Annotated in this window: 18 protein-coding genes; 4 read left to right on the plus strand and 14 right to left on the minus strand. The window is 47.0% G+C overall.

Annotated elements, in window-relative coordinates:
• Nucleotides 1-74: 74 nt before the first annotated feature.
• From BLP80_RS11645 to smbP, 4 genes are all read right to left on the minus strand, one after another.
• Nucleotides 75-2,009: a putative inorganic carbon transporter subunit DabA gene (locus BLP80_RS11645; RefSeq protein WP_256325073.1), complete on the minus strand. Its 1,935-nt coding sequence runs from the start codon at nucleotides 2,007-2,009 to the stop codon at nucleotides 75-77.
• Between the two features lie 1,091 nt (nucleotides 2,010-3,100).
• On the minus strand, nucleotides 3,101-3,973 hold the full coding sequence (locus BLP80_RS11650; protein WP_090543427.1) for an alpha/beta hydrolase: 873 nt from the start codon (nucleotides 3,971-3,973) through the stop codon (nucleotides 3,101-3,103).
• 178 nt (nucleotides 3,974-4,151) lie between these two features.
• Nucleotides 4,152-4,322 (minus strand): hypothetical protein, encoded by a 171-nt coding sequence (locus BLP80_RS15725; protein WP_176754361.1) that lies wholly within the window; start codon nucleotides 4,320-4,322, stop codon nucleotides 4,152-4,154.
• Between the two features lie 302 nt (nucleotides 4,323-4,624).
• The gene (gene smbP / locus BLP80_RS11655; protein ID WP_090543430.1) at nucleotides 4,625-4,975 is read right to left on the minus strand and encodes a small metal-binding protein SmbP; all 351 of its coding nucleotides are present in this window, start codon (nucleotides 4,973-4,975) and stop codon (nucleotides 4,625-4,627) included.
• 294 nt (nucleotides 4,976-5,269) lie between these two features.
• On the opposite strand from smbP, the gene BLP80_RS11660 reads away from it, so the two are divergent.
• The 3 genes from BLP80_RS11660 to BLP80_RS11675 all read left to right on the plus strand — a co-directional run bounded on the left by BLP80_RS11660 (nucleotide 5,270) and on the right by BLP80_RS11675 (nucleotide 10,161).
• The gene (locus BLP80_RS11660) at nucleotides 5,270-5,992 is read left to right on the plus strand and encodes a class I SAM-dependent methyltransferase (protein WP_090543432.1); all 723 of its coding nucleotides are present in this window, start codon (nucleotides 5,270-5,272) and stop codon (nucleotides 5,990-5,992) included.
• A gap of 50 nt (nucleotides 5,993-6,042) precedes the next feature.
• Nucleotides 6,043-6,969 carry a bile acid:sodium symporter family protein gene (locus tag BLP80_RS11665; protein ID WP_256325075.1) on the plus strand — a complete coding sequence of 309 codons (927 nt, stop codon included), beginning with the start codon at nucleotides 6,043-6,045 and terminating at the stop codon, nucleotides 6,967-6,969.
• Between the two features lie 525 nt (nucleotides 6,970-7,494).
• On the plus strand, nucleotides 7,495-10,161 hold the full coding sequence (locus BLP80_RS11675; RefSeq protein ID WP_090543439.1) for a cation-translocating P-type ATPase: 2,667 nt from the start codon (nucleotides 7,495-7,497) through the stop codon (nucleotides 10,159-10,161).
• Here the strand turns inward: BLP80_RS11675 and BLP80_RS11680 are convergent.
• From BLP80_RS11680 to BLP80_RS11700, 5 genes are all read right to left on the minus strand, one after another.
• A complete protein-coding gene (locus BLP80_RS11680) occupies nucleotides 10,158-10,820 on the minus strand; it encodes a DUF6629 family protein (protein ID WP_090543440.1) in 663 nt (220 codons plus the stop codon). The two genes, BLP80_RS11675 and BLP80_RS11680, sit on opposite strands and share 4 nt — an antisense overlap.
• A 293-nt stretch (nucleotides 10,821-11,113) precedes the next feature.
• The gene (locus BLP80_RS11685) at nucleotides 11,114-11,791 is read right to left on the minus strand and encodes an ATP-binding cassette domain-containing protein (protein WP_090543441.1); all 678 of its coding nucleotides are present in this window, start codon (nucleotides 11,789-11,791) and stop codon (nucleotides 11,114-11,116) included.
• The gene (gene devC / locus BLP80_RS11690; RefSeq protein ID WP_256325074.1) at nucleotides 11,791-12,960 is read right to left on the minus strand and encodes an ABC transporter permease DevC; all 1,170 of its coding nucleotides are present in this window, start codon (nucleotides 12,958-12,960) and stop codon (nucleotides 11,791-11,793) included. The genes BLP80_RS11685 and devC overlap by 1 nt, the downstream gene beginning before the upstream one ends.
• Nucleotides 12,957-13,856, minus strand: coding sequence for an efflux RND transporter periplasmic adaptor subunit (locus BLP80_RS11695; protein WP_090543443.1), 900 nt, complete (start codon nucleotides 13,854-13,856; stop codon nucleotides 12,957-12,959). The genes devC and BLP80_RS11695 overlap by 4 nt, the downstream gene beginning before the upstream one ends.
• A 186-nt stretch (nucleotides 13,857-14,042) precedes the next feature.
• A complete protein-coding gene (locus tag BLP80_RS11700) occupies nucleotides 14,043-15,407 on the minus strand; it encodes an NAD-dependent succinate-semialdehyde dehydrogenase (protein ID WP_090543445.1) in 1,365 nt (454 codons plus the stop codon).
• 166 nt (nucleotides 15,408-15,573) lie between these two features.
• Here BLP80_RS11700 and BLP80_RS15270 point away from each other — a divergent pair, with 166 nt between their 5' ends.
• On the plus strand, nucleotides 15,574-15,720 hold the full coding sequence (locus tag BLP80_RS15270) for a proton-conducting transporter transmembrane domain-containing protein (protein ID WP_143002284.1): 147 nt from the start codon (nucleotides 15,574-15,576) through the stop codon (nucleotides 15,718-15,720).
• 211 nt (nucleotides 15,721-15,931) lie between these two features.
• Here the strand turns inward: BLP80_RS15270 and BLP80_RS11705 are convergent, their stop codons facing one another.
• From BLP80_RS11705 to BLP80_RS11725, 5 genes are all read right to left on the minus strand, one after another.
• Complete coding sequence (locus BLP80_RS11705; protein WP_090543447.1) at nucleotides 15,932-18,382, minus strand: EAL domain-containing protein; 2,451 nt, start codon at nucleotides 18,380-18,382, stop codon at nucleotides 15,932-15,934.
• Between the two features lie 19 nt (nucleotides 18,383-18,401).
• Nucleotides 18,402-18,842 carry a response regulator gene (locus tag BLP80_RS11710; protein WP_090543449.1) on the minus strand — a complete coding sequence of 147 codons (441 nt, stop codon included), beginning with the start codon at nucleotides 18,840-18,842 and terminating at the stop codon, nucleotides 18,402-18,404.
• A gap of 1 nt (nucleotide 18,843) precedes the next feature.
• Nucleotides 18,844-21,393: a sensor histidine kinase gene (locus BLP80_RS11715; RefSeq protein WP_090543451.1), complete on the minus strand. Its 2,550-nt coding sequence runs from the start codon at nucleotides 21,391-21,393 to the stop codon at nucleotides 18,844-18,846.
• 315 nt (nucleotides 21,394-21,708) lie between these two features.
• Nucleotides 21,709-25,041, minus strand: coding sequence for a mechanosensitive ion channel domain-containing protein (locus tag BLP80_RS11720; protein WP_090543459.1), 3,333 nt, complete (start codon nucleotides 25,039-25,041; stop codon nucleotides 21,709-21,711).
• A gap of 143 nt (nucleotides 25,042-25,184) precedes the next feature.
• Nucleotides 25,185-25,672, minus strand: a 488-nt coding sequence (locus BLP80_RS11725; protein WP_090543453.1) for an IS5 family transposase, incomplete at its 5' end; no start/stop codon positions are given.

Here is a 25,672-nt window from a genome sequence, read left to right on the forward strand (position 1 = left end):
ATGTATTTCTTTGCCATTGGCCCACTTCCATTCTACGTTGAAGCTCGAGAGTATGGGGAGCTTTAGCCGACATTTCAAGAATGACTGAGTACTAGTCTTCTTGATCTCTCTTTCGCATGCAGATCCAGGGCTTCGGTAAATACCAGAGAATTTCTCTTGTGTATTGCCGCATTCTCCGGCGAGAGCTTGCTTTCATCGAAAAACGCCACCTCGTCACGCGTGGTATCGTGCAGGCCCGGAACGAATTGCGTCTCCGGTGGAATAATGATTCCTTTTGCAGCAAGTCCTTCCCTGACCTTGGGGTGATTGGCCATATAGCAGAAGGTTCTCGCATTGACCGAACCAGGTCTACCGCCACAGGCTCCACAATCGTAAGCGGCATAGTGGGGGTTGTTAACGCTAGTGGCGCCATGACCGATGATGTAGACGATGGGTGCAAAAGTCTTTGCCACGCCATTCAGCGAGGTACTGTTCAGAACACCTTCCACCCTCTGAATCATCTCCGGAATGGTGAATCCGATCTGTAATCCGTTTTCCTTGTCCTCCGGGTTCTTATTTTCGATGGTGAGCTCCGAAACTTCGCTCATATGAGCAAAGGAGGAAGCCATAGCAGGCATATCGGACGGCCTAAAGACATTCAGTGCCAACCTGAGGGCAGACACGAATCCAAGAGTTTGGGAAATCAGCCAACCCTGAAAAAGGGAATGCGACGACTTCGAGAAATGAGCCTCTTTCTTTATCTTTCCGTTGCTGCCCACCTCTTTGACCAAGTATTTCGGGAAAACGGGAGCGGGGCAGCATTTAGTATAGAATTTTCCATTTTCCGGCTGATAATACAGCTCCACATTGAAAAACCCTGCAGTCGTAAAGGTTTCGCAATTTGGATCGAGTTGTTCGAGGTAGCGACGAAACGAAGTAAGCCGGTCATCAATACAAAAGAAAGTCTGAAAGCTTTTGTTCTCGATCTTCCTTTCCCAGCTCTTGTCCTGCTGGGCAATACCCGTTAGTACCTGGTCATAATAAGACCATTCGAAAGCGTCATGCCAGAGTGAATACGCCTCGTCCACTTCCGTTTCAGGAACATCGTCGAAAAGTGAAACCGGCCTCTCCTCCAGAATACTGCCGATAGGCTGCCAGCTTTCCCCGAAATAGGAGTCCAGCGCGTCAATTTCCATGAGGAGCTCGAAGACGATCAGATCGTGAAGTGTAATCTCCTTCGGATTGAGGAGGGATTCAGGTTGTTCCTCGATAGCGCCCACCATGCCCGACCACCCGGGATGAGCAAACTGCTGATCATACAAATACTGTTCGTAGAGCGATTCATCCCCCACAACGAGCTTCAGCAGATCTTTTAACTCGCAATTTCCGGAAACGAGCAATTCTTTGGCTCTTTTGGTCTTGAAGAAACTCGTGAAACTCTTTGCCTCCATTTCCCTCAGGGCAGCAAGAAAGCCTTTATGTCCGACGGGAAAACTCCAGACGGAAATCCCCTGATCAAGATAGCTGCACAGTATCCGGAAAAGAAGTGGATGAACCATCAAATCCAGATCGATCGGATATTTCCTCTTCCAGTTTTTTCTGAGTTGCCCTACGCGAGGGGTAACGGATTCGTCATATTTCTTGTGAAGCAGTTTTTGCATCCATTCATCAAGATGCTCGGCCCCTTTGCGCTCAGTAATGACTCTCTCCAGGACATCCTTGCGAATACGTCGGGACTCGTAGAGTGCCCTGTATTCACCCAGCGCCAGCGAGGGAAAGTAGCCAAATATTCTTTTTGCACGACGTATGCCATCATAGAACTTGAGATCCTGAAACGCGTGCAAGGTATTATGATGAATGAAGTTTTTCAGCGGAGCCTGGTTTGGCAGGCGGTGCCTCAGATCATGCATTACCTTGTGCTTGTCGAAAACGACAGAAGTTTCCGGGAGTTCTTTTGTAGAATCCTTTACTAGCCTAATCTTTGCTTCCTCTTTTTGTACTTGTTTATCCTTATCAATTACTGCTGACATAATATATGATCCTTTTCGTGATTGTCTTCCGGGCCAAGTTTTCCCGATCACCCCAAACAACGTTCGAGCTAGTCACCAATCAACACCTCCTTTCTCATTTCGCTCTGCGAGTCATAAAACCTAACAAAGGGCAACGTTGGTATTGACATAACCTTCCTCTCAAAGCGCACATCTGGATTGAAAGCCCGATTCATCGGTTCGAATAACAAAGTAAATTACTCAACTATTAACTTAACATGATGTTTGTGAAAAATTTGTTGACATTCGTGAAAAATTCGTGAAGATTAAAACATTGCAATTAGAAATAATTTGAATAACCGAACTACGTGAAATAGAAGTGATCAGAAACGCGGGATGTAGCTACCCGTTAGAAGCGAGCTGAAAAAGGGATACAGCGCTGCGAGTATTCGCAGGAACTATGAAAAATGAAACGAGATGCACGTTTGAGACACAATGATTATCGTATCTGCCATAAAGAATTATGATGCAGGAAGGCCGTCAATTATGCGATGCGACTCTTGTCTTCTTGATCAATGCGGATCATGCTCTGGCGCTATTGCTATAACCAAATTCTCATTTGCAATGGAAACTGCCTCAATAACCCGATTCCATCCAGTAATACTATTGATTAGAGCCGGAGTATTTTCGAGATCGCAGTAACTAAATAATTTTCAAGAGCATCGATAACCGGATGCTCGGTTGGGAAAATATGTTTGTCGCAGCTCGTCTCAAAGATGTTCCTGTGGATTCAACTCAGGCGAATACGGTGGTAGAAACAATAAATATAGGCTATCAGACAGGTGGAAATCCTTGCTTTTATGTCATCCAGTACCATCAAGTGCCATGACTACAGTATTACCAGGGTAGTGGCTGCGATCCATTGATGGAAATCTGCATGCAATCGGTGTTGCCATGAAGCAGCACCAGACTTTCCGGAAATTCCATCAAATGGATTTGACCTGGCCATAAGCTGGGCTAGTTCGAACTTAAGTGAGCAAAGAAGCGATCAGCATGCTTATAATTCAGGAATAGTAAAATTGATACTTTAATTATTTAGTTGCATGATTCTTCTACAAGTAATCTGAATCAGGTCATTTCACTTCATAGCTTTCATCCCGAAGATACTTGTGCAAAAAAGCAGACACCTTGGCTTCATATTCTTCGGGATTATATTCATGGAGATTAACATGGGCAGCACCTTCGATGATCCACAGCTCCTTTGGTTGATTGGCTGATTCAAACAGGCGTTGCGTCTCTGCTACGGTGGGATGCCGATCTTCTGCGCCTGACACGATGAGCACCGGGCTACATAATGCAGAAAGATTAGCGATAGGGCGAAGCTGGTCTGCTGTGACGCCCAGTCGGAGGGGGAGCTGCCAAAGAAATAACGGCGTAAACAGTCCACCGAGTGGACCAAACCGTTTCTCGAGTCTGCGAGTGATCGCCTCTTCAATGGTCAGGTACATCGATTCCAGCACCACGGCACTGGGAGCAGGCGACACTTTCGAGAGCACGAGCGATGCAGCGCCCAGCGAAACGCCAATCACCGCAATCTTTTCATCTGGAAACGTCTCTGTCAGATAGCGCATGGCAGCCTTGACTCCCTCAGCCTCCTGATAACCGAAGGTGATGCGCTCACCGCCGCTTTCACCGTGAGCAGGAAGATCGATGAGCATAATCGAGTAGCCCGCCTGAAAAAGAAATCTGGCACGCCCAAGCATTTGGCGTCGATCACTACGCACACCATGGAGTAATAAAACGATACCCAACCCCGGTGTACCGCGTGCAAGCCACCCTGAGATCGATTCGTTCGATAAGCGCAAGGTAACAGATTCAGCATGCAGTTCGATAGGCGCAGCGCCGACGGATCCGTTAGCAGGCCGGCTGAGCACCTCGCCAGCACCTATGACTATGAGGCCAAACACTGCGGTAAAAGTTGTCAGCGTGATAAAGACCTGATACATGATTGATATCCCGAATATTTCATAAATTGGCACGTGCCCTCACTTGTCTTTTGATTAATAAGAAAGATTTTGCTCAGTCGGGTGTACGAGTCACTACACCACTCTTTCTCAAAACCTTTCTTATTAATCAAAATCCTGCGTGATCATCACGCGAATTTATGAAATATTCGGGTTAACATCAGCTTCTTATTCGGCGAACCTTGCCGTTATTGCCATCGACTTCAATGATCTCGCGCGCTGCGCCCGAGCACCATTTTGATATCGTTTTGATATCGATGTGAGAACTGGTTTTGGAAATGGAATCGGGAAGAAAAGTACGCATACGGATTTCATCAGCGACTATCCTCATTACGCCGGTTTAATCAGCCCGAAGTGACAGCAATCATCGTAGCACTGCTCGCTCTGGATGGAGCAGCTTACGCCTATCCAGCTGAAATTATCATCGACAACAGCATGCTACTGGATCAATAGCCACGCCCATAAACAAAAGTAACCGTGATTATGCCGAACTAAGATAAATGCTTTATGGATGTCTTTAACATGAGCTGGTTAAGGGATTATTTTATTTTTATATTCAAGGAATGGCGGGAAAGCATACCCATCTTTTATTAAACCCCCAGCCATGCTGGGGGCACATGCTTTTTGCCACGATTAATGAGGAGATTTGGCGCCAGATTCACGCATATGAATCATGGCTTCTTCGACATGCTTGGTTGCCACATCGGCATGACCCATTTCAGCATGCTTGATACCTTCTTCTAAATGCTTGATAGCCTCATCCATATGGGCATCAGCCCCCGATGCGCTCGCGGCTTTAGCATGTTCCAGACTTTCCTTGGCGTGATCGAGGACATCTTTGGCATGACCCATTTTTCCATGCTTCACGGCCTCCTCAGCATGTTCCAATGCTTCCGCCTTATGGCCAGCATCTGATGCAAAGGTCTGGGTGCTTAAGAAAAATGTTAACATTCCAATTGCAATTATAGTTGATATCGCTTTCATGACCATTACTCCTTATTTTGTTTAAGATTAATAATGTCAAAACACTCTTGATCGTGCTATCCAACTCTGCAACTGCCAGAAAAGAGCCAGCCTGTTTAATACTTTCCTCAGACTTAACAGCACGCGTTTTCTTTATAACATATATTGCAAGAAAACAATATTGCTAACGTGACTAAACAATCCATAAAAGCAATGAATTTGAATCTCGGCCGCCTATGAAGTGGTTAGCTGTTGTAAAGTAGTACAAATATATTTCTATTCTTCTCATTATCATCATTTTCATTACGAATACTCATGACATCCGCTGAATCGACTGCCATCTTCACGCGCTCCTGGTCATTGTATAATTTGATCACGGAGCATAATTACATGTTCCACCAGGAAATCTATAGCGGGGTTTGCGATCTCCTCAAGCTACGCAATGACTCCGGGCAATATCATTTGCTGGATCTAGGATGTGGTAATGCACGCTATTTGACACCCTGCCTGAAGCAGTCACCTCCCTCACTGTATGAAGGAGTGGATTTATCCGAAGCGGCGCTCGCTGAGGCACATGGCTATCTGGCAGGATTTCCTGGTCCGGTCACACTGACGCATGGCGATCTGCTGGCAGCAATCGAGTCGACCGACAAAACCTGGGACGTCATCTTTACAGGGTTTGCTGTTCATCATCTCATGGCCGAAGAGAAGGCGCGCTTTTTTCGTGCAGTCGGGCACTGTTTATCAGAAAATGGCTGTTTGATTCTGGTAGATGTCGTACGTGAGGAAAACCAAAGCAGGGAAAATTACCTGGAAGGTTATCTTAAATTCATGCGTGAAAACTGGATCAAGGTACCTCCGGATCAATTGGAAGAAGCCTGTACACATGTGCAGGACTATGATTACCCGGAATGTCTTTCCACCTTGCAGGAAATGGCGCGAGCCGCCGGTTTGAACGCTGGTTGTATGATCAGCCGTTACGGGCAGCACTATACACTTTTATTTGCGCGTTCCAGCCTGCCAGAAATCCATTACTAATCCATCAAATCATTATGCTGCAACAACTTACCCTGCTGTTTCCACTCTGGATGATACTGACGAGCGCCATGGCACTATACTGGCCAGAGTGGTTGCTTCCGCTCAACCAGGGATCTGTCATGGTGTTAATACTGGCCTTTATCATGCTGTGCATGGGGCTGACTTTAACCTTTGATGACTTTCGCAGAATCGCACGCATGCCGAAAGCGATAGCAGTCGGCTTTGTGGCGCAATATTCGATCATGCCCTTGCTGTCATGGGGAATAGCTTATGCGCTCAACCTGCCGCCTGACTTTGCCGTCGGCCTGATTCTGGTCGGCTGCTGTCCAGGCGGCACAGCCTCAAATCTGGTGACCTATATTGCCAAGGCAGATGTGGCGCTTTCGGTGGTGATGACAGTGTGCTCCACAATGGCAGCTATCATTCTTACCCCGCTACTGACCCAACTATTTGCTGGTGCGCTGGTACCCGTTGATACCTGGATGCTGTTCAAGCAAACTCTGCAAGTCGTGATTATCCCAGTCATCCTGGGTGTGCTGCTCAATCGCTGGGCACCGCAGCTCGTGCAACGCATCATGCCGATTGCACCACTGTTATCGGTACTCGGAGTATGCATGGTTTGTGCAGCCGTATTTGCCGCTAATGCAGAATCTATTCTGAATCATGGCTCGCAATTGATTCTGGCAGCGGCCTTGCTGCACGGGGGCGGTTTCCTGCTGGGTTATTATTTTGCCCACATCGTGGGTTATCAATCCCAGAGCGCCCGCACGATTTCCATTGAAGTCGGCATGCAAAATTCCGGGCTTGCCATCGTATTGGCCAAACAGACTTTTCCTTTGCTGCCGTTAGCACCTGTGGTAGGCGCGGTCTCCGCTGTCATGCACTCCCTGCTGGGAAGCCTGCTGGCAGTGCTATGGCGGGCACGATTACCTCAGCAGCAGACGAGCACTGCGGAGGTTCCTGAAATTCAATCATGACCTGATTTCACAAATGCTGCAACAGCGAAAGAAACCGGCCAGGCAAGTTGTGATCTGGCGCTGAGATGACTCACTATTTATCAAAGTAGTCCTACAAAATAAGTGGATATAGTTAAACTTTCCCTTTCCAGCTTATTCAGCTTGTATTAACCCGAATATTTCATAAATTGGCACGTGCCCTCACTTGCCTTTTGATTAATAAGAAAGATTTTGCTCAGTCGGGTGTATGAATCACTATACCCCTCCTTCTCAAAACTTCCCTATTAATCAAAATCCTGCGTGATCATCACGCGAATTTATGAAATATTCGGGTTAATTCTCTTCGATGTATCATTGTCGCAACCGATTGAAAATCTGATCAGCATAGAATGGCTCTCATCATGAAAAAACTTCTGCTGCTTCATCACGCTACTCAGTAAAAACACGTTTTTTTCCGCTATTTGCTTTTCATCACTGGACGTTTGGGTAACAGAATGGCAGAGTATTCCCCATACCACGTTAAAAGAACGAACGGGGGCAGGCATCATGAAGATCCATCAACTGACTGAAGAGCAGGCCTATACCAGTTTACGCAGCAGCGCCAACGGCTTGTCAGAGCAGGAGGCGCAACGGCGGTTGCGGGAGTATGGCCCGAATCGCGTAGAGGAAATCGAAAAAAAGCACCTGCTGCCCAGCTTTATCCAAGAATTCACCCACTTCTTTGCGATAATCTTATGGTTGGCCGCCATACTGGCTTTCATTGCTGAGTGGAATGCGCCAGGCCAGGGCATGGCAATGCTGGGCTATGCCATTATTGGCGTGATCATCATCAATGGCGTATTTTCGTTCTGGCAGGAATATCGCGCGCAGGAAGCGGTTGCAGCATTACGCGATCTGCTGCCGCCTCAGGTCAAAATCATGCGTGATGGTGCCATCAGACAAATTCCAGCAAGTGAACTGGTGCCGGGAGATGTCATTCATCTGACAGATGGTGATATCGTACCGGCCGATTGCCGCTTGCTTGAGGCCTTTGGCGTGCGTGTCAATAATGCCACAATTACCGGGGAATCACTCTCCAGAGCACGCAGTACTGGCCGCTCCAGTGAAGATGAGGCACAAAGCAGCCACAATGTGCTGCTTGCCGGCACCGTCATGGTTTCTGGTGAAGCCAAAGCGCTGGTTTACGCAACAGGCATGCACAGCGAGTTTGGCAAAATTGCCCATTTGACTCAGGTAACGAGTGCCGTCCTATCGCCGCTACAGTTGGAAATCGTACGGCTGAGCCGCCTTATTGCCATGCTGTCAGTATGCTTTGGCATCATGTTTTTCTTGATCGGCCTGGGGTTGGAACTGCCTTTCTGGACAAACCTGATTTTTGCAATTGGCATTATCGTCGCCAATGTACCAGAAGGATTGCTACCAACGGTCACGCTGGCATTAGCCATGGCCACTCAGCGTATGGCAAAAAAAAATGCATTGGTGCGCCATCTCCCCGCGGTGGAAGCGCTGGGTTCCACCACAGTCATTTGCACAGACAAAACCGGCACACTGACGCAAAACCGCATGACCGTGAAGCAGCTGTTTCTGTCTGGGGAATTCTACCTTCCTGGAAGGGTTAATCGCTTGCAGGATCATCCGTTATTAGCCGTAGCCAGGTATTGCCACAACCTCAAGCAAGGGGAAAGCCACGGCAAACAGACTTTGCTGGGTGATCCAATGGAAATCGCGTTGTTTGAACTGGCACAGATGGTCATGACCGCTTACCCTGATCACATGCAGATCGCCGAAATCCCTTTTGATACCGACCGCAAACGTCTCTCACTGTTATACCGAACACCCGATGGTGACAGACTGTATTGCAAAGGGGCACTGGAGACGGTCCTGCCTCTCTGTCAAGACATTTATCTGGAAGGTGGAATACAATCTCTGGATGAACTCCAGCGGCAGCATCTGCTCGATGCGCAGGAAGAGATGGCAGAACAGGGGCTGCGAGTACTTGCGCTGGCTTTTCGCTGCTGTCCACCGCAAACTAAAGTTGAGCATCTGGAAAAAAAACTCACGCTGTGTGGTCTGGTGGGGATAGAAGATCCTCCACGGATAGAAGTTCCCGCAGCCATTGCCCGGTGCCGCTCCGCAGGCATCAAGGTGATCATGGTTACGGGCGATCATCCCCACACCGCCCGTGCGATCGCCAGGGAAATCGGTCTGGTACAGAACCCACTGATCATCGTGGGTGATGAACTACGCCGCATGTCACAAATTCAGTTGCAACTGGCGCTGGATGCCAAGGAGATCATCTTTGCCCGGGTGGGGGCCGATCAGAAAATGCGCATCGTGCAAGCGCTGAAGAAAAAAGATGAAATCGTTGCGGTCACCGGTGATGGCGTCAATGATGCGCCCGCGTTGAAAGCCGCAGATATTGGCATCAGCATGGGTATTTCTGGAACGGATGTCGCCAAGGAATCTGCCGACATCATTTTGCTCGATGATAATTTTGCCCATATCGTATCGGCCATTGAGGAAGGGCGGACAGTTTTTGAAAATATCCGTAAATTCATGACCTATATTCTCACCTCGAATGTGCCCGAGCTCGTTCCCTATCTCGCTTTTGCGCTATTCAAGATTCCGTTGCCGCTAACTATCGTGCAAATCCTTGCAGTGGATCTGGGTACCGATCTCCTTCCGGCACTGGCGCTTGGCGCGGAAACACCGCACAACGATGTCATGCAAAAACCACCGCGCGCGCGCGCTGAGCGATTGCTTCACTGGCCCTTACTGGTGCGCGCTTATCTTTTTCTAGGCATGATAGAAGCGGCAGCAGCCATGGCGCTGTTCTTTTATGTTCTGAATAATGGCGGCTGGCAATATGGACAAATACTGCCTGCCAATCATCCTCTTTACTTGCAGGCCACCACCGCATGCCTGTCGACCATCATCGTCATGCAGATCATGAATGTTTTCATCTGTCGCCATCCGACAGAATCTGCCTTTCGCTTTGCCTGGTTCGGCAACCGCTTACTGCTACTGGGCGTAGCAGTAGAGATTGGCTTGATCCTGTTGATTGTTTACACCCCATGGGGCAACAGTCTGTTCGGTACCGCGCCCATCAGCCTGGATGTCTGGTTATACGCGATTCCCTTTGCTTTGGTCATGCTGATTCTGGAAGAATTGCGCAAAATCCTGCTGCGCTATTCAAACAAGCAGCATCGCTAACTCTGTGTCACCCCACTCATTGCATACTTTTTATTCTGATTACCAATATAAACATAGATCAATGCACTGGCCACAGCCGCAAAAAAGCACCATACGGAAGCAAACGTTTCCCTATAAGCATAAAATGCCACAAAGAAGCCCAGCGAGATCACGACTCCCGTGATGTTCAAGCTTCGATCACTTGACAGGATGAATGGCACACAGGTTGCAAATAAATACATGACAAGCACAAATTGCTGGCCTTCAACCTCATGCACGTAACGCATGTTGTCATTGACGATATAGACCAGGATCGGCTCGTTGATCAAACCAGCGATGGTATAGGCTGCTAGACCCAAGCCCACCACTATCATAGATATCATGACCTTTCTCGCCCGGTTATCCGTTTCGCCATGGTGGATAGCAAATGGTGCATAAAATGGCCATATCACGCCAATAAAAATCCCGTATAAATTGGCCAGCCATAATTGCGCCTGCGGCATTTCCCCATGCTCCAGGACGATCCATAACACCCCTTCCGCCAGCTGCTGGAGCGCAAATATCAGTGGAATGAACGCGATGAAAATATCTTTTCTATCCCTGACTTTCCTGACTGCACCCACACCAACGGCCACAAGCGCACCACTGGCAACAAAACTGGCTTCTGCTGAAAAACACATGGCGTAATGACTATCCTAAAAATTGGCGGGTAAATTGATTACCGAGATATCCTGATAGCTGATAATGGATGCGGCGAGGCACGTAATGGCCAGAAATGACACCAATCAGGTAAACATCAGAAAGATTGGATATATTAACTCAAATTCGTTAAGCAAGTTGCTCTACTCAAACCTGGTCCATGATTCAAAAGTTATATGGGCAGAATTGCGAATAACTGCCATAGCGCATAGGTAACTTCAATCATTCAACACAGGCGGCAATCATTGCGGCACATGATTGATATGTGGTCTGATCAAGCATTTTTGATAACGCCATCTTCCAACTCCACCACGCGATCAGCAATATCCAGAATACGATAGTCATGTGTCACCAGCAGGATGGTGGTCTGCGATTCCTTGGCCAATCGTTTAAGGATAGCGACCGCCTCATGACCACTTTGTTTATCTAGAGAGGCCGTCGGCTCATCAGCCAGGACAATTTGAGGCCGCCCCACCAAAGCCCTTGCAATCGAAACACGTTGACGCTGCCCGGCCGAAAGCTGATCTGGTTTGTAATTTAACCGGTCGCCAAGCCCTACGGCTCTCAGCATTTCCGCTGCGCGGTCAAGTCGTTGCTGCTCGGTCATGCTGTTTTGCATCTCCAAGGTCATGCAAACATTTTGCAGCGCAGTGAGCGATTTAAGTAAATTATGCTGCTGAAAAATATAGCCGATCTGTTGGCGAACCTTGACCTTAACCTGTTCATTGCTGTTAATCAGCTGCTGATCGAGCACCACTACACTACCGTGATATGCCTGGCGCAAGCCCCCGATAATGGTTAGGAAAGTCGTTTTACCGGAACCGGAAGGTCCGGTCATCAGCACGATCTCGCCTTTATAGATTGAAATCGTGACGTTTTTCAGGACCGGTTGCGTCAGAGCGCCGCTTCCAAAACTGAAATTCAGGTCATGAACATTGATGACGGCAGACATCAGAACATATCTGCTGGATTAGCAGCTTTCAATTTGTGTATTGCCAGAAACCCTGCCATTGCGCACATGGAAAGAATAAACGTAAACACGGTTATAACTTTGCTGAAGGTCATCGGCATCGGCATGAATATTTGGGACTCGGCCAGGTGATATAAGCCGACAGAAAGAACATAACCAGGAATAAACCCCAGTAACGCCAGAAAAAAAGCTGAAGCAAACACGACGCGAATAAAGTAACCATGTTCATAGCCCATGGCTTTCAGCGTTGCAAACTCGTTTCGATGATTGGTGATGTCCGTGAAAAGAATCTGATAAACGATCACCAGGCCCACTACCAGTCCCATCACTGTACCAAAACCAAAAATAAAACCAATAGGTGCCATATTTGCCCAGTAATCTTTTTCATGTTGCAGCAGCTCTTCGTAGGTAAGAATATTGACGAACTCATTCAACTGACCACTCAGTTCGGCTTGCGTCTGTTTTGCTGATGAGCCAGGATGAAGCCTGATGACACCCACATCGATATTGCTGAGACTTCTTTCTGGAAAAATACGCATGAAATTCAAATCGCTCGTGACGACATTGCCATCAGCGGCAAAAGATATCCCCAGACGGAAAAGCCCAGTAATGATCACTTTATAATCATTAATTTCTGTCCCATTGCGGCCCGCCTCCAGCAATGGGCGAACCGGCCCGAATTCTGGGCGGGAATATTCGTCAAACAGCACCGTATCCTTGAGCCGCAATTCGATTCGCTTGTTTTGAATATCTTCGATATCGAATATCATGGAATCGGGATCAAAGCCGTATACCATCAACGTTCTTTTGACCTGGGTTTCGATATTCTTGAAAGGCGCAAGTGCCAAATAGAGTGAATAAACCTCGGCAACGGCCGGATTCCCCAAAGCGCGCATAAGCTCGCTACGCTTGAATGGAATCGAACGCCACATTGCCTCACTTTGCTTGTGCACCAGGAACAGGTCACCGTTCAACTTTATCGGTGCAGAGGCCGCACTGGCATAAAGTGAATCCCTGAATCCCAATTGCATGAACACCAGCATACAGGCGAACAACACCCCGCAGGTCGCCGCAATCAATTTGGTTCGGTCAAAAATCAACTGCCGCCAGGCTAGGCGTGCAGGAAAATAAAACCAGGCAGTGATATTCATGGTGCAATCCGCACCCAGACCTGCCGAAAGATCTGATGTTGTAACTCAGCGATTGCCTCAGCCTCAAGCGTAAGGCGCACCTCAATGATGCGATTATCCCTGTCTGCCAATGGATCCGTGTCATTTAAGTCATTCTTTTTGACCAGGAAACCCAATTCTCTGACCTTGACGTGATAACTCTGCTTGAAACCGGGAGCATGGATACAGCCCTTTTGTCCCACTTTGACCCGGAGCAGATCCGATTCATAGACTTCTGCAACGACATCGAGCCGGGTTAAATCGGCTATTTCCAGAAGGGCATTATCACCAATTCGCTCCCCCGGCCAAGTAAGAATCTTTAAAACAGTACCGGTAATCGGGGCGTAAATAAGTGTATTTTCCAGCGCTGCTTCTGAAACTCTCTGTTCGGATTGCGCATTGGCTATTTCAGCCGCCAAATGCTTCAGGTTCGCCTCAGATTGTTCAAACGCCAGACGTTTGGCATCCGCAAGAGAAACGCTGGCAGCAGAACTTTGCTCAAGCGACTGATAGCGAAGATACTCCCTTTTATTAAAAGCTAGCGCGACCTGCTCAACAGCTCGTTGGGCTTCCAACACTTTAATGCGGGTTCTGGCTGCTTCAACTTCAGCCTTCTTTTTAGTATAGTCCGAAAGGATCGCCAGTTTTTCACCTGCCTTAACCCGATCTGCTTCCTGAAAAAAGAGCTGCTCAACTTTGGCGCCTTCAGGACCTGCATTATGGGAAACTTTAATGACCCTCGAGCGAGGCTCAATACGGCCTAGCGCGCCAATTCCCTGTTTTGTACCGAACATGCATTGCGTTTCGGCAACGACGCTGGAGCTTGCGAGAATAAAACCTGCAATGACAAAAAAATAATAACTTACCTTACTGTACATGAATCATTTTCAATGCGGGTTAAAAAGGCCATATCTCGAATGTATCTGTAATCCATGCTTGAAACAGACTAAAGCAGCGACACCATTTTATGAGGGTGCACGGATAGCACAATGGGCAAATCCAGATCGGTCATATGGCTCTATCTTAGCCGTACCAGATACCTGGCGCGGCTAAGGCTTACAAAATCAACTCACCCACACGGTTTTAATATTCACGAACTCGCGAATGCCGTGGTAGCACAGCTCCCTCCCAAACCCGGACTCTTTGATACCGCCAAATGGTAAACGTGGGTCGCTTTTGACGACGCCATTGACGAAAGTACAGCCAGCCTGAATTTGCCGAGCAACCGCTTCACCTCGCGTCGTGTCGCGGGTCCATACGCTCCCAGCCAGACCAAATGAAGTGTGATTGGCTAATTGAATCGCTTCCTCGGCATTTTTTACACGCACCAATGCCGCTACCGGACCAAACAATTCTTCATCGAAAGCAGGCATGCCGGGGCGTACGTGATCCAGGATGGTCGGTGCGTAATAAGCGCCTTGTGCGCCGATAAATTCGCCGCCGGTCAGAAGTATGGCGCCCATGGCCAGGCTGCGTTTGACTTGTGCATGCAGACTATCCCGCAAATCAGTGCGCGCCATCGGTGCGATGCTGGTGGATTCGGCTTTAGGATCACCGCTGCGTAATTGATCCACCCCTGCTTTAAAGTGCCGCACGAATGAATCGGCGATGGCATCCACAAGAATAAAGCGTTTGGCGGCAATACAGCTTTGCCCCATGTTCTGGAAACGGGCAGTGACTGCCTGGGCTACGGTGCATTCGAGATCTGCATCATCGAGCACAATGAAGGGATCAGATCCACCTAGTTCAAGGACGCATTTCTTCAAATGCTGACCGGCAATCGCTGCCACGCTGCGTCCAGCCGTGCTGCTACCGGTCAAGGTGATGGCAGCGATACGGGGATCGGCAATGACCGTTTCAGCTTGTGCAGCCGTGATCATCAATGTGCGAAACGTATTTTCCGGGAAGCCCGCTTCGCGAAACGCTTCTTCCAGCGCAAGCGCACAGCGCGGCACGTTAGAAGCATGTTTCAATACCACGGTATTGCCCGCCATCATCGCGGGCGCTGCGGCGCGTATCAGCTGCCAGAAAGGAAAATTCCACGGCATGATACAAAACAGCGTCCCTAGCGGCTGATAAATGACGAGGCTACGGCTGGCATCGGATGCAATATCTTCATCAGCCAGATAAGTTTTAGCATACGCAGCATAATGCTCACAACCCAGTACACATTTGTCGATCTCAGCCCTGGCTTCTTTCAGTAATTTCCCCATTTCATCGTTGATCAGATTGGCGTAGTGATCGCGGCGCTGACGAAAAATCTCTGCTAGTTTTCGCATATAAACCGATCGCTGCTCAAAACTGAGCAGCGCCCAACCTGTCTGAGCCGATTCAACCTGACTTAAGACGGTGTCAATCGCATCAGTTTGCCATGTGGAAAAGGATTGTATGATTTGCCCCGTCGCGGGATTAATTGAGAGCATGGACATAGCTGAAGCACCCTTAAAAAATCGTTTTCACGTATAGCTGATCATTATCAAATAATATCTCTGCACTAAGCAGGATAATTTCGATTTCATCAATGATTTCCTCCCGACGCAATCTGTTGACAGTCAGCCACATTTTTACTTGTATGGACAGTAGCGTCGTTATCCGATGCTGGGAATCGCTATGGGAATTTGCCTGATGGCTCTCGCCGGTCTTCCGCCGATAACTGGGTTTATGGCCAAACTACCCGCCTTTGGCGCAGCTGTCGAGGCAGCGATTAACACGGCGCTCGCTTTTTTTATTACTTACGGGTAATAATGTTCTTTATAGTAAGCAAGAAACCATCTTAGATATCACACCGCCCTCACAGGGAACATTTACTGTGGTAATCACTGCCATTTTCTTTGTTATCGGACTCGGTATTTTCCCGGAGTGGCTATTGGGGTCTCTCAAATTGCCTTGAGATACGATAATTTCAAGAAAATTATCGCCTGGAGGTGGTATCCCATACCCAATCCATTTTCTATCATTTCCCATGAAACAATTGAGTGAGCTCAGGCATGGGCAGAGGCCGGCTAAAATAATAGCCTTGCACCAAATCACAATCGTGTTTTTGCAGAAATTCCAACTGCTGCTTGGTCTCTACACCTTCTGCAATCACTTCGAGATCAAGTTTATGCGCAAGTGAAATGCCTGCCTCCACGATAGCCGCATTACCAGAATCGTTAGTGATGTCACGCACAAATGTCCGATCGATCTTCAGTGCATCAAGCGGAAAACGCTTCAAATAAGCTAATGAAGAATAACCCGTACCAAAATCATCGATAGCGACCCGGACGCCCAGAGCATGAATTGCTTCCAGGACTTCAGCTGCACTGACAGGATCTCGCATCAGGATATTCTCTGTGATCTCCAGTTCAAGTGCTCGCTTGGGCATATGCTCATCCTGCAATGCGCGCTGTATCTTGTCGAGCAAATCCACATCACTAAATTGTGCAGCAGAAACATTGATGGAAATACGCATGTCATTGAATCCCAATTCACGCCACTTGCGATGCGCTCTACAAGCCTGGCGCAACACCCATTCACCGACCGGGATGATCATCCCCGATTTCTCCAGCTGAGGAATAAAATCTGCTGGAGGCACAAGTCCACGTACTGAGTGTTGCCAGCGAATCAATCCCCCTATCCCAGCAACACGACCACTTCGCAAATCTATCTGTGGCTGATAATGCAGAGCAAATCCCCCTTGTTCCAGGGCTTGGCGTAAATCTGCTTCCAGCGACACCAACTCATGGCCACGGGCATCCATATCAGAACCATAAAAACAGTATTGATTGGTCCCGCTCGACTTGGCCCGATACATAGCAATGTCTGCATGCCGTAACAAATCCTCTAGCCGGGTACCATTATGAGGATAGAGAGCGATACCAATACTAAAAGTGACATAGACCTCATGGGCCTGGATAATCACAGGATGTTCAAAAGCAATACGCAGTTTATTCAGCACATCCAGTATATTTTCCGGGTCATGTAGCTCGCTGATTAGGATAATAAATTCATCCCCTCCCAAACGTGCAACCGTATCATTTGCTCGCATGCATCCTTGCAAACGCTGAGCAATCTGCTGCAGCAGGACATCGCCTGCTGCATGTCCCAGGCTATCATTGATCCGTTTGAAGTTATCAAGATCTATAAACAGCACTCCGACACTACTGTCATGCCGCTGTGCATATTTCACTGCTGATGCAAAGTGGTCGCTTAATAAGGAACGGTTTGGTAAATTGGTCAGCCGATCGTGGGTAGCCTGGTGCTCCAGCTCAGCCTCAAAACGCTTCCGTTCTGAGATATCTCGCGCAATGGTTGATAAATACTCAACGCAATCTCCATCCTTCCCGTGACCAAGGACTACCTGGGAAATCGGTAGCTCTTTATTTCTGGTAGTCCGTAAAATGGTTTCGCCATTCCACACACCGTGCTGCTGAACTGCTGCAAGGATCTGAGAAACTGGCTGCTGTGCAGCACCGGTAAAGAATAGATCCCACATGCAATACCTACTGATATCTTCTCCGACATCCAGACCGAGCAAACGGCGCCCTGATTCATTCAAATAACGTAAATAGCCTTCCAGATCAAAAATAGCAACCAGATCAGGTGTCGCATCCAGTATTGCTGTTAGTCGAGCCTGCGCTTCTTCAATTTGCACGCGAGCGGTGATGTCTCTACCGGTAGAGACAAAATGAGTGATGTTTCCCTCCTCATCTTTTAAAGGAGTAATGGTCTCTTCCTCGTAAAACAGCTCTCCATTCTTGCGTCGGTTAATGAAGGTTCCTTTATAACCTTCTCCACAACTGATGGTTTGCCATAGCTGCTCGTAGAAATTGTCATCATGTGTACCAGAATGAAGAATGGCAGGCGTTTTACCTTGAATTTCTTCGGCGCTGTAACCCGTTAGCTTCTCAAAAGCTGGATTGACATATTCAATCCGCCCTTTGGGATCAGTGATAAAAACACTGTCTGTTGTCTGGGTTACCACTAAAGAGAGCTTGCGTAGTAGCTGATCAGCTTGGCGATGCTTCCGGCGCTGCTGAGCTTCATGCAGCTCACGATCTACCGTAGGTAATAGACGGCTAAGGTTTCCCTTCATGACATAATCTTGAGCGCCACGCTTCATGGCTTCTACCGCAACATCTTCACCGATGGCACCAGAAATGAAAATAAAAGGAATATCAGGATCATGCTGACGAACGATTTCCAGCGCACGAGTGCCACTAAACCCAGGCATGGAATAGTCCGAAAAGATGATATCCCACGACTCCTGTAATTTCGCCATCACACCTTGTTCAGTATCCACCCGCTGCCAATCAAACTTAAGCCCTGCCGACTGAAAGTAATCCACCAGCAACAGAGCATCGTTTTCCGCATCTTCAATAAACAGGAAGTGCAGTGGTGACATATGTTCCTGCATGCTTGACATAAATGTCTCCTCTGCCTAACTAAATACTCCGACCATAGGGAGGTTCATTCAATCCCAGCCAGTAAAGCCCAAGCTGCCCAGCCATCTTGATAAAATCATCAAAATCCACCGGTTTGCGTACATAGCTATTGGTACCCAAGGAATAGGCTTTAACTCGATCTTCATCTTCATTGGACGAAGTCAAGATCACCGTCGGTAATAGACGTATATGCTCATCAGCACGAATGCGACGCAATACTTCTAATCCATCTATCTTAGGCAGTTTAAGATCTAGCAACATAAGTATCGGCAGATCGGTGATTTTTCGTTTCCCCCCCTGTCCGAACAAGTAATCGAGTGCCTCAACGCCATTGCGCGCTATCACTACCTTATTATTAATTTGATTTGCTTCCAGCGCATCTATTGTGAGTAGTGCATCATCCGGATTATCCTCAACTAGCATTATTACTCTATTGCTCATTTCATTTCCTCTCCTCTAATGTGAAATAAAAAGTCGCTCCCTGATTGATTGTGCTTTCCGCCCAGACGTGTCCACCATGCTTATGAATCACTCGCTGCACCGTTGCCAGTCCGATGCCCGTACCCGGAAATTCATTGGCATCATGCAGACGTTGGAAAACACCAAACAATTTATCCGCATAGGTCATATCAAATCCGGCACCATTATCTCGAACAAAATAAATAACTCTCTCTTCATTCACCTTGCATCCCACCTCAATGAAAGCCTCTTGACGATGAGCGGTAAACTTCCAGGCATTACCCAGCAGATTATCCATCATGATACGCAATAATTTTGTATCGCCATGAGCAAACAAATCAGGCTGGACCAAGCACTGCACAGCGCGCTCTGGCGCTTCCTGCCGCAGGGTATCTAATACTTTATTTGCGATCTGCGTCAAGCTGACTACTTCCCATTTAAGCTCTGTGCGACTAACGCGCGACAAATTGAGTAAATCATCGATGAGCTCTGCCATACGCTGAGCAGCCGCCCGTATCCGGTGAAGTCGATCGCGACCCTTATCATCCAAGCGATCGGCATACTCATCAAGTAATGCGCGACTGAAGCCATCCATAGCCCGCAAGGGTGCACGTAAATCATGAGAAACAGAATAGCTGAATGCTTCCAGTTCATGGTTAATCGTTTCCAATTCCTTGGAGCGGGCTCTAAGACTATCATTCAATCGCTGAATCTGGCGCTCGTTCTCTTTGCGCGCGCTGATGTCTTCTATGACGCCGTCGAAATAGACTTCACCGGCCTCATCTTTTCGCATCGCGACAGTTAACGCAGCATAAAACTCCCGTCCTTTCAAAGTCCTCAGCAGCAACTCTTCACTTTTTGCATAGCCCTGGGATGTGACTTTATTGATAAAAGCCTTACGGTCAGCAAGATCGCAATATGATTCACTAAAGCGATGCGTAAGAAGCTGTTCGACCGATTCTGCCTCAAAGATACTGACCATAGCCTGGTTTACTTCAAGAAACCTACCATAAGTATCTGGCTGATTGACAAAAACGCCTATAGGCAAGTTACTGATCAGCTCATGATAACGCGTCTCCACTCGCCGCCGCGCTTCTTCAGCTTGCTTACGTGCGGAAATGTCACGAATGATGCTGATAACCAACGGCCCCTGATCTGTCTCGAATGGACTCGAGCTGATTTCTATCGGAAATTCACCCCCCCCCTTGCGTTTCCCATATAGCTCCGATCCCGCTCTCTTCGGCTGCGCTATTGATTCAGCGACATATTGCTCCCAAGCAACGGGATGCTCCTTACGAAACCGTTCTGGCACGAGCTGATCCGCTGGTTGACCCAATAATTCGTTACGGCTATAACCAAACCATTTCTCAGTCTGTGCATTAATCAAGGCAATACAGCCATTTTGGTCAACAATGACGATGGCTTCTGGCGCTGACTCAAGTAATCTACGAAATTGAGCTTCACTGGCTTGCACTCTCTTCTCAGCCTGTCGGCGACGTACCGCATAATAGGCGATGACTCCACTCAACAGTAACAGTAATAAAGTGAGGGCAATAAAGGCGAAACTTAGATTACGGATATTCTCAGCAGTACTTGCAGCCAGAATTGAGGGGGATATTTGAGAAACTAAAATCCAGTGCTCGCTGCCTCTGCTATTTGACGATTCTGCCGGGTTAACCTTAATGTAGGTAAACAGTCCCTTTTCATGCATCCATTGACCAACCTGAGAGTCATACAGAATGGACAACCACACCTCTTCACCAAATTCATGATCAAAGCGCAATGTTTGTCGATCCGGGTGCATAAAACCCCATTCTGCTTCCGGGCGTGGCCCGAGCAACCAGTATCCCTTTTCATTAAGCAACCATAGGTTGCCCAAGCTTTGTTCAGAAATTTCGCGCAGATGATTCAGTAACCTCTTCCCCTGGTAATTAAGGACAATGAGACCGCGTTTCTGGTTTTTGCTGTCGAATACCGGTGTGCTGAGACGTATTATTGGTTTGACCGGTTGTTTGATAACACCCTGCTCGACACTGAGATCAAACGGCGATATGAGAACAGTTTTTTCATCCAGCGCAAGCGTATTCTGCACATAGTAGCGCTCCGACCTGTTTTGTAACCGCTCCGTTGTCATGACCATCGGCTGATCTTCATTCAGGTCGACACGCACCATTTCCTCCCCGTGCTCGTCCAGGAAACGAACCTGATCATAGAGCTGGCGGTGCTGCGCGAAAGCTAGAAAATCTGCAGCAAGATGTGATTGCGCTGCGGAATCGCCAGTATCAAGCCATTGCTGCAGTGACGAAAGTTCTGCGAGATAAAGTGCATCATTCCGTAACATCCCCAATTTAGCTTCGATGGTTCGTTCGCCAAGCTGGATTGACAGTCGCTCGTTCGCCTGCATGATCTCCATGGCTGCATCTTCTTGGGTACGAAAAAGGATCCATAGCACAATGGCAAGCAATAGAATAAGTGGTATGCAAAGACACAGGAAATACTGTATAAACTGATAAATTCCTCTATATGATTTCATTCATATCCTTTTTTATCAGCCCGATATCCAGATAGGCTCATCATTGCCTATCGAAAAAGAATATCCATCGAGCACGACACCTCAGCACTCCCAGGTAATTCAGCGCCAGGAAATAGTGAGTAAATACAGGTTGATACTTCTCATCAATATGAGTGAGGATTAAAAGCAGGTATAGCTGTCTGATTACTCCACTGGCCGTGTCATTAGTAGCAGACTCTTACTATGAGTAATAAAAAAAGCCAAGTCAAGCAAAGACAAAATAATCTATCTAAAGTTCAACGCCGATCACCCCTTTTTCTATAGTCACTCGCAGACTTATTCAGATATTCCCTTACTTGCCCGATGAAGATGGACATCCAGTTGCGGAAATGCGATGTTAATTTCTTCTTCAGCAAACCGACGATTGATTTCCATATTTAAATCATGAGTGAGGTTCAACCGGTCCGAAAGCTGACCCACATAAACTCTCAACTCAAAATCTAACGAACTTGCACCAAATCCCAGAAATAAGGCGACAGGTTCCGGGTCACGCAGAACCGATGGATGATTCCGGGCAACTTCTAACAGTAATGATTCAGCTTTATCACAGTCCGATCCATAAGCAATGCCCACGGGTATCTGGATACGAGTAATCTGATCACTTAGTGTCCAATTTATCAACTGCTGGGTAATAAATGTTTTATTGGGTACGACGACTTCTTTGTGATCCGGATCAATCAGGGTCGTCGCACGAATATTAATCTTGCTGACTGTACCGGTCACATTGTTCAATGTGACAAGATCGCCTATTCTAATGGGGCGTTCAAATAGAAGAATCAGCCCTGACACGAAATTGGCCACAATTTCCTGTAGACCAAACCCCAGTCCAACGCTAAGTGCGGCAACGAGCCATTGGATTTTTGACCATTCCATACCGAGCATCTGGAATGTAATCATCACACCAATAATGATAATGGTATATCTGAGAAGCGTGGTAATGGCATAGCCGGTACCTGTATTCAGGGATAAATGCTGGAGAACCAGGAGTTCCAGCGTACCCGGCAAATTATGGGCCGCCACAATGACCAGGCTCAGAATAATCAACGCCACCAGCAATGTTTCTAGCGTAATCAGGCGTACGACCGTTTCGCCCTCACTCATTGCTGATGTTCGCCAGACAACGATATTTTCAAGAAACCCTAGTGCAGGCAGCATTTCTAACCAGATGACACTTAAACCGCCAATCAACAGTCCCCACACACTTATTTTTAATAAAGTAGCCGATTGTCTGCTGATTGATTTGATATCAATGTAGTTATCATCCACAAACTCAGTTTCACTTTTTCCTGCAGTTGCGCGTAGAGCAAGCATTTCTTCCCGCTTGGCAATTGCTCTTCTAAAAGCAATTCTACGTTGGGTAATTAATAAACTGCGGTAGCCCAGAAAAAAAACCAGACTACAAAATATTATCAGTGTAGCCGACTGGAAAATCAGAATACTCTGGTACAAGGCGGCGAAGTAATAACCCCATGCCGCCATGACAATCATGTACAACTGCTGCACAAAAAGAAGTGACATCCACAGCCTGGGATTCTGAATTAAAGTAAAACATTTTCCTTGATAGAGGATTTTTCCAGGACGAGTCACAGCCATCCAGCCTAAAGCAAATATTGCCAGTAGCATGCATAGCAGGATAAAAGCAATTCTTCCTACAGTGTTACGGACGATATCGTCCGTAAGCGCATCTGTAAAAGCAATGATGATACTTAATATAAGTATGGCCGGCGTATAATATTTAATATCCCGGTACATTTTATCGACCATATCCGCATGACACCGGAACTGGTTAACGAGCAGACCGTCTGGTCGAAAAATCTGAAGTAGGAAATTCCAGAAAAAAACTGTGATGGCAGCGACATAAAAAGTAAGCGAAAGCGCACGGCTCATTTCCGTATTCATACTGTGTTGCAAAACTTGCTGGATCAGCAAGAAGGGCAAAAAAACAAGTAAAGATTGGATGATGACAAACAATAACATGCCAACAGGATAGCGCGCCTTATCTTGATTAACTTTTCCCCAGGCTTCTTTACCGATTTCTTCCCATTGCAAGTAGCGAGGCCAATAAATCTGCCTAAAAATCACTCCGGTGATTAAAGAAAAAGCTAGAATAGCCAAAACTGGCAGCCATACTTTATTAATAACTTTTACCAGCGTAGTTTGCGTCTTACTGGAAACGAACCAGGCGATTGCAGCGTTGAGATCACCCGTTATATCGGCTATTTGTAAATCGATTGGTTTAGCGCTGCGGGTGATCAGCAAGTTTTCTTTGAGTAGAAGCTCATACTGACTGATTTTCTCAATCAGTTGATTTTGAATTGAAGCATAAAGCTCTAGCTCCTTGATATAGGAATGCAATATTTCCAGAAATTGATTGATGACATGCAAACGGGAATTTTTAAGCTCCTGGAATGCTCTCGTTAAACCCTGATAAGAAAGGGCTTGTTCATCGATAGCATGGCCTTCAGTTATTCTTTTGAAATAAGTCTTATCATTCATCATTTCTCGCTTTTCTTGCTCAAGCAGAAACAACTCCAGTTTTGCACTACTCAACAATTTTTGCGTTTGCCTGATATTAGGCCTTGACAGCATTTGCTTAAATTGTTTTCTAATCTCTGTTCCCAATGCATCATCTTCTTCTTCAAATTCCAGCCTTTGCTGGAGCGTCACGTAGTTCTTCGTAATAAGACTGAGCTGGTTTTCATGACGTGTTTTTTGCACCATCAATTTAGTTGCACGCGCAGCATAATCACTGAGTTTAGCGGCGAGCTCTTCATTATCTTTAATCATCATGAGTAGTGCTGGATGCTGCCATTTGCCCTCTTCTAGTAACAGTCCAGACTTCTCAACAAGCTCTTCTGTCTCGGTTTTCCTTTTCAGGTTAATTTGCTTGGTTAGCCACTCGACTTTCTGCACCAGTATTTGAATCTCTGGCCTTAGCACGAGCTCTTCCTGTAAGGTGGCAATTTCAATGGCATTAGGGAGTGTTAATGCTTCCAGCTCCAGCATGCGAATCTTATCTGTCAGCGCTTGACTTTGATATTCCTGGAAAATCTTTAGCGCATCCATAATCTTTTCATCAGGAGCATCCGTCAGCGAAGGTGAAGGTAATTTTTCTGCCAGAGCTTTGCGTGCATTGTTTGTTGCCACTAATTCTTCACTAATATTAATGGCGCGTTGGCGAAGTATTGCAATTTCTGAGATCAGTTTCTGCTGCTGATTTTGGAGTTCTGATAACTTCACCTGAATAGTGACATATCGCTGCTCCATTTCGCTTAAGGATAACCCTGTAAATTCTGCGACATCAGCTGTAGTAGGGACAGCTTTATTCTTCTGCTTTCTAAGTGTTTCGAGCTGTTGTGGGTATTTATTCAGTTGCTGCGAATAGAACTGGGTTTTATTAAGGTATTCCTGATGATCAAGCAATACCTGTTGGGTATTGAGATAAATTTCTTTCAGTTTCTTTTTTTGCGGCGTTTCTTCACCGTTATTCAGTGTATCAAGCTTGGTCTGGATTACTTGGAGTTGACTAGCGTGTTCTTTCGCCTGGCTATACTCAGTACCGGTTACGATCCAAAATAAAAAAAAGATGATAGAGAGTAGTTTGATCATGCGTATTCGTTTCAATAAAACAACAATGGATTGGAGCATCATACTTACTCGGCATCCCAAAGATTTCTATAAAACAAAAAATCTTAAGACGCCTCAAAGCAGCCGCTGAAAATTTGTATATCTACCTAGGGTCTGTTGACATTTCACATAGGTAGCCACAGGTATCCACACGCGATAGCTACCATACTTTCGTAATTTCTCTTGAGTTTGTCGTATCGTGTTGCTATTGCCCGATACTGCTTTAGTCGTGGAAAGGCGTTTTCCACCAAATGCCGGTACCTATACAAGCCCCAATCCATATCTGCGTTACCCTTCAGCGAATTGCGCTTTCTTGGGATCACGGCCCTGGCTCCTTTCTTTATGATCTGCTCACGTATGCACTCACTGTCATAGCCCTTATCCGCTACAATCGCCTGCGCATCAGGTAACTTGGCAATCAGCTCCGGTGCCGCAGAGCAATCATTCACATCTCCACCGGTAATTTCAAATTCAACCGGCAAACCACAACCATCAACAGCAAGGTGGATCTTCGTAGTGTTGCCAGCACGGCTTTTTCCGATGGCCTGCGGCTTCTTGCCGGCAGCTCCCGCACTATGCTGATGCGCTTTAACGTAGCTGCCATCAATAAATT

This window comes from Nitrosomonas sp. Nm132 (genome assembly GCF_900100485.1).
Classification (GTDB): Bacteria; Pseudomonadota; Gammaproteobacteria; order Burkholderiales; family Nitrosomonadaceae; genus Nitrosomonas.

Bases quoted from the DNA above. Each gene is read 5' to 3' on its own strand.
- BLP80_RS11645 (WP_256325073.1), bottom strand. From the start codon at position 2,009: ATGTCAGCAGTAATTGATAAGGATAAACAAGTACAAAAAGAGGAAGCA.
- BLP80_RS11650 (WP_090543427.1), bottom strand. From the start codon at position 3,973: ATGTATCAGGTCTTTATCACGCTGACAACTTTTACCGCAGTGTTTGGC.
- BLP80_RS15725 (WP_176754361.1), bottom strand. From the start codon at position 4,322: ATGAGGATAGTCGCTGATGAAATCCGTATGCGTACTTTTCTTCCCGAT.
- smbP (WP_090543430.1), bottom strand. From the start codon at position 4,975: ATGAAAGCGATATCAACTATAATTGCAATTGGAATGTTAACATTTTTC.
- BLP80_RS11660 (WP_090543432.1), top strand. From the start codon at position 5,270: ATGACATCCGCTGAATCGACTGCCATCTTCACGCGCTCCTGGTCATTG.
- BLP80_RS11665 (WP_256325075.1), top strand. From the start codon at position 6,043: ATGATACTGACGAGCGCCATGGCACTATACTGGCCAGAGTGGTTGCTT.
- BLP80_RS11675 (WP_090543439.1), top strand. From the start codon at position 7,495: ATGAAGATCCATCAACTGACTGAAGAGCAGGCCTATACCAGTTTACGC.
- BLP80_RS11680 (WP_090543440.1), bottom strand. From the start codon at position 10,820: ATGTGTTTTTCAGCAGAAGCCAGTTTTGTTGCCAGTGGTGCGCTTGTG.
- BLP80_RS11685 (WP_090543441.1), bottom strand. From the start codon at position 11,791: ATGTCTGCCGTCATCAATGTTCATGACCTGAATTTCAGTTTTGGAAGC.
- devC (WP_256325074.1), bottom strand. From the start codon at position 12,960: ATGAATATCACTGCCTGGTTTTATTTTCCTGCACGCCTAGCCTGGCGG.
- BLP80_RS11695 (WP_090543443.1), bottom strand. From the start codon at position 13,856: ATGTACAGTAAGGTAAGTTATTATTTTTTTGTCATTGCAGGTTTTATT.
- BLP80_RS11700 (WP_090543445.1), bottom strand. From the start codon at position 15,407: ATGTCCATGCTCTCAATTAATCCCGCGACGGGGCAAATCATACAATCC.
- BLP80_RS15270 (WP_143002284.1), top strand. From the start codon at position 15,574: ATGCTGGGAATCGCTATGGGAATTTGCCTGATGGCTCTCGCCGGTCTT.
- BLP80_RS11705 (WP_090543447.1), bottom strand. From the start codon at position 18,382: ATGTCAAGCATGCAGGAACATATGTCACCACTGCACTTCCTGTTTATT.
- BLP80_RS11710 (WP_090543449.1), bottom strand. From the start codon at position 18,842: ATGAGCAATAGAGTAATAATGCTAGTTGAGGATAATCCGGATGATGCA.
- BLP80_RS11715 (WP_090543451.1), bottom strand. From the start codon at position 21,393: ATGAAATCATATAGAGGAATTTATCAGTTTATACAGTATTTCCTGTGT.
- BLP80_RS11720 (WP_090543459.1), bottom strand. From the start codon at position 25,041: ATGATCAAACTACTCTCTATCATCTTTTTTTTATTTTGGATCGTAACC.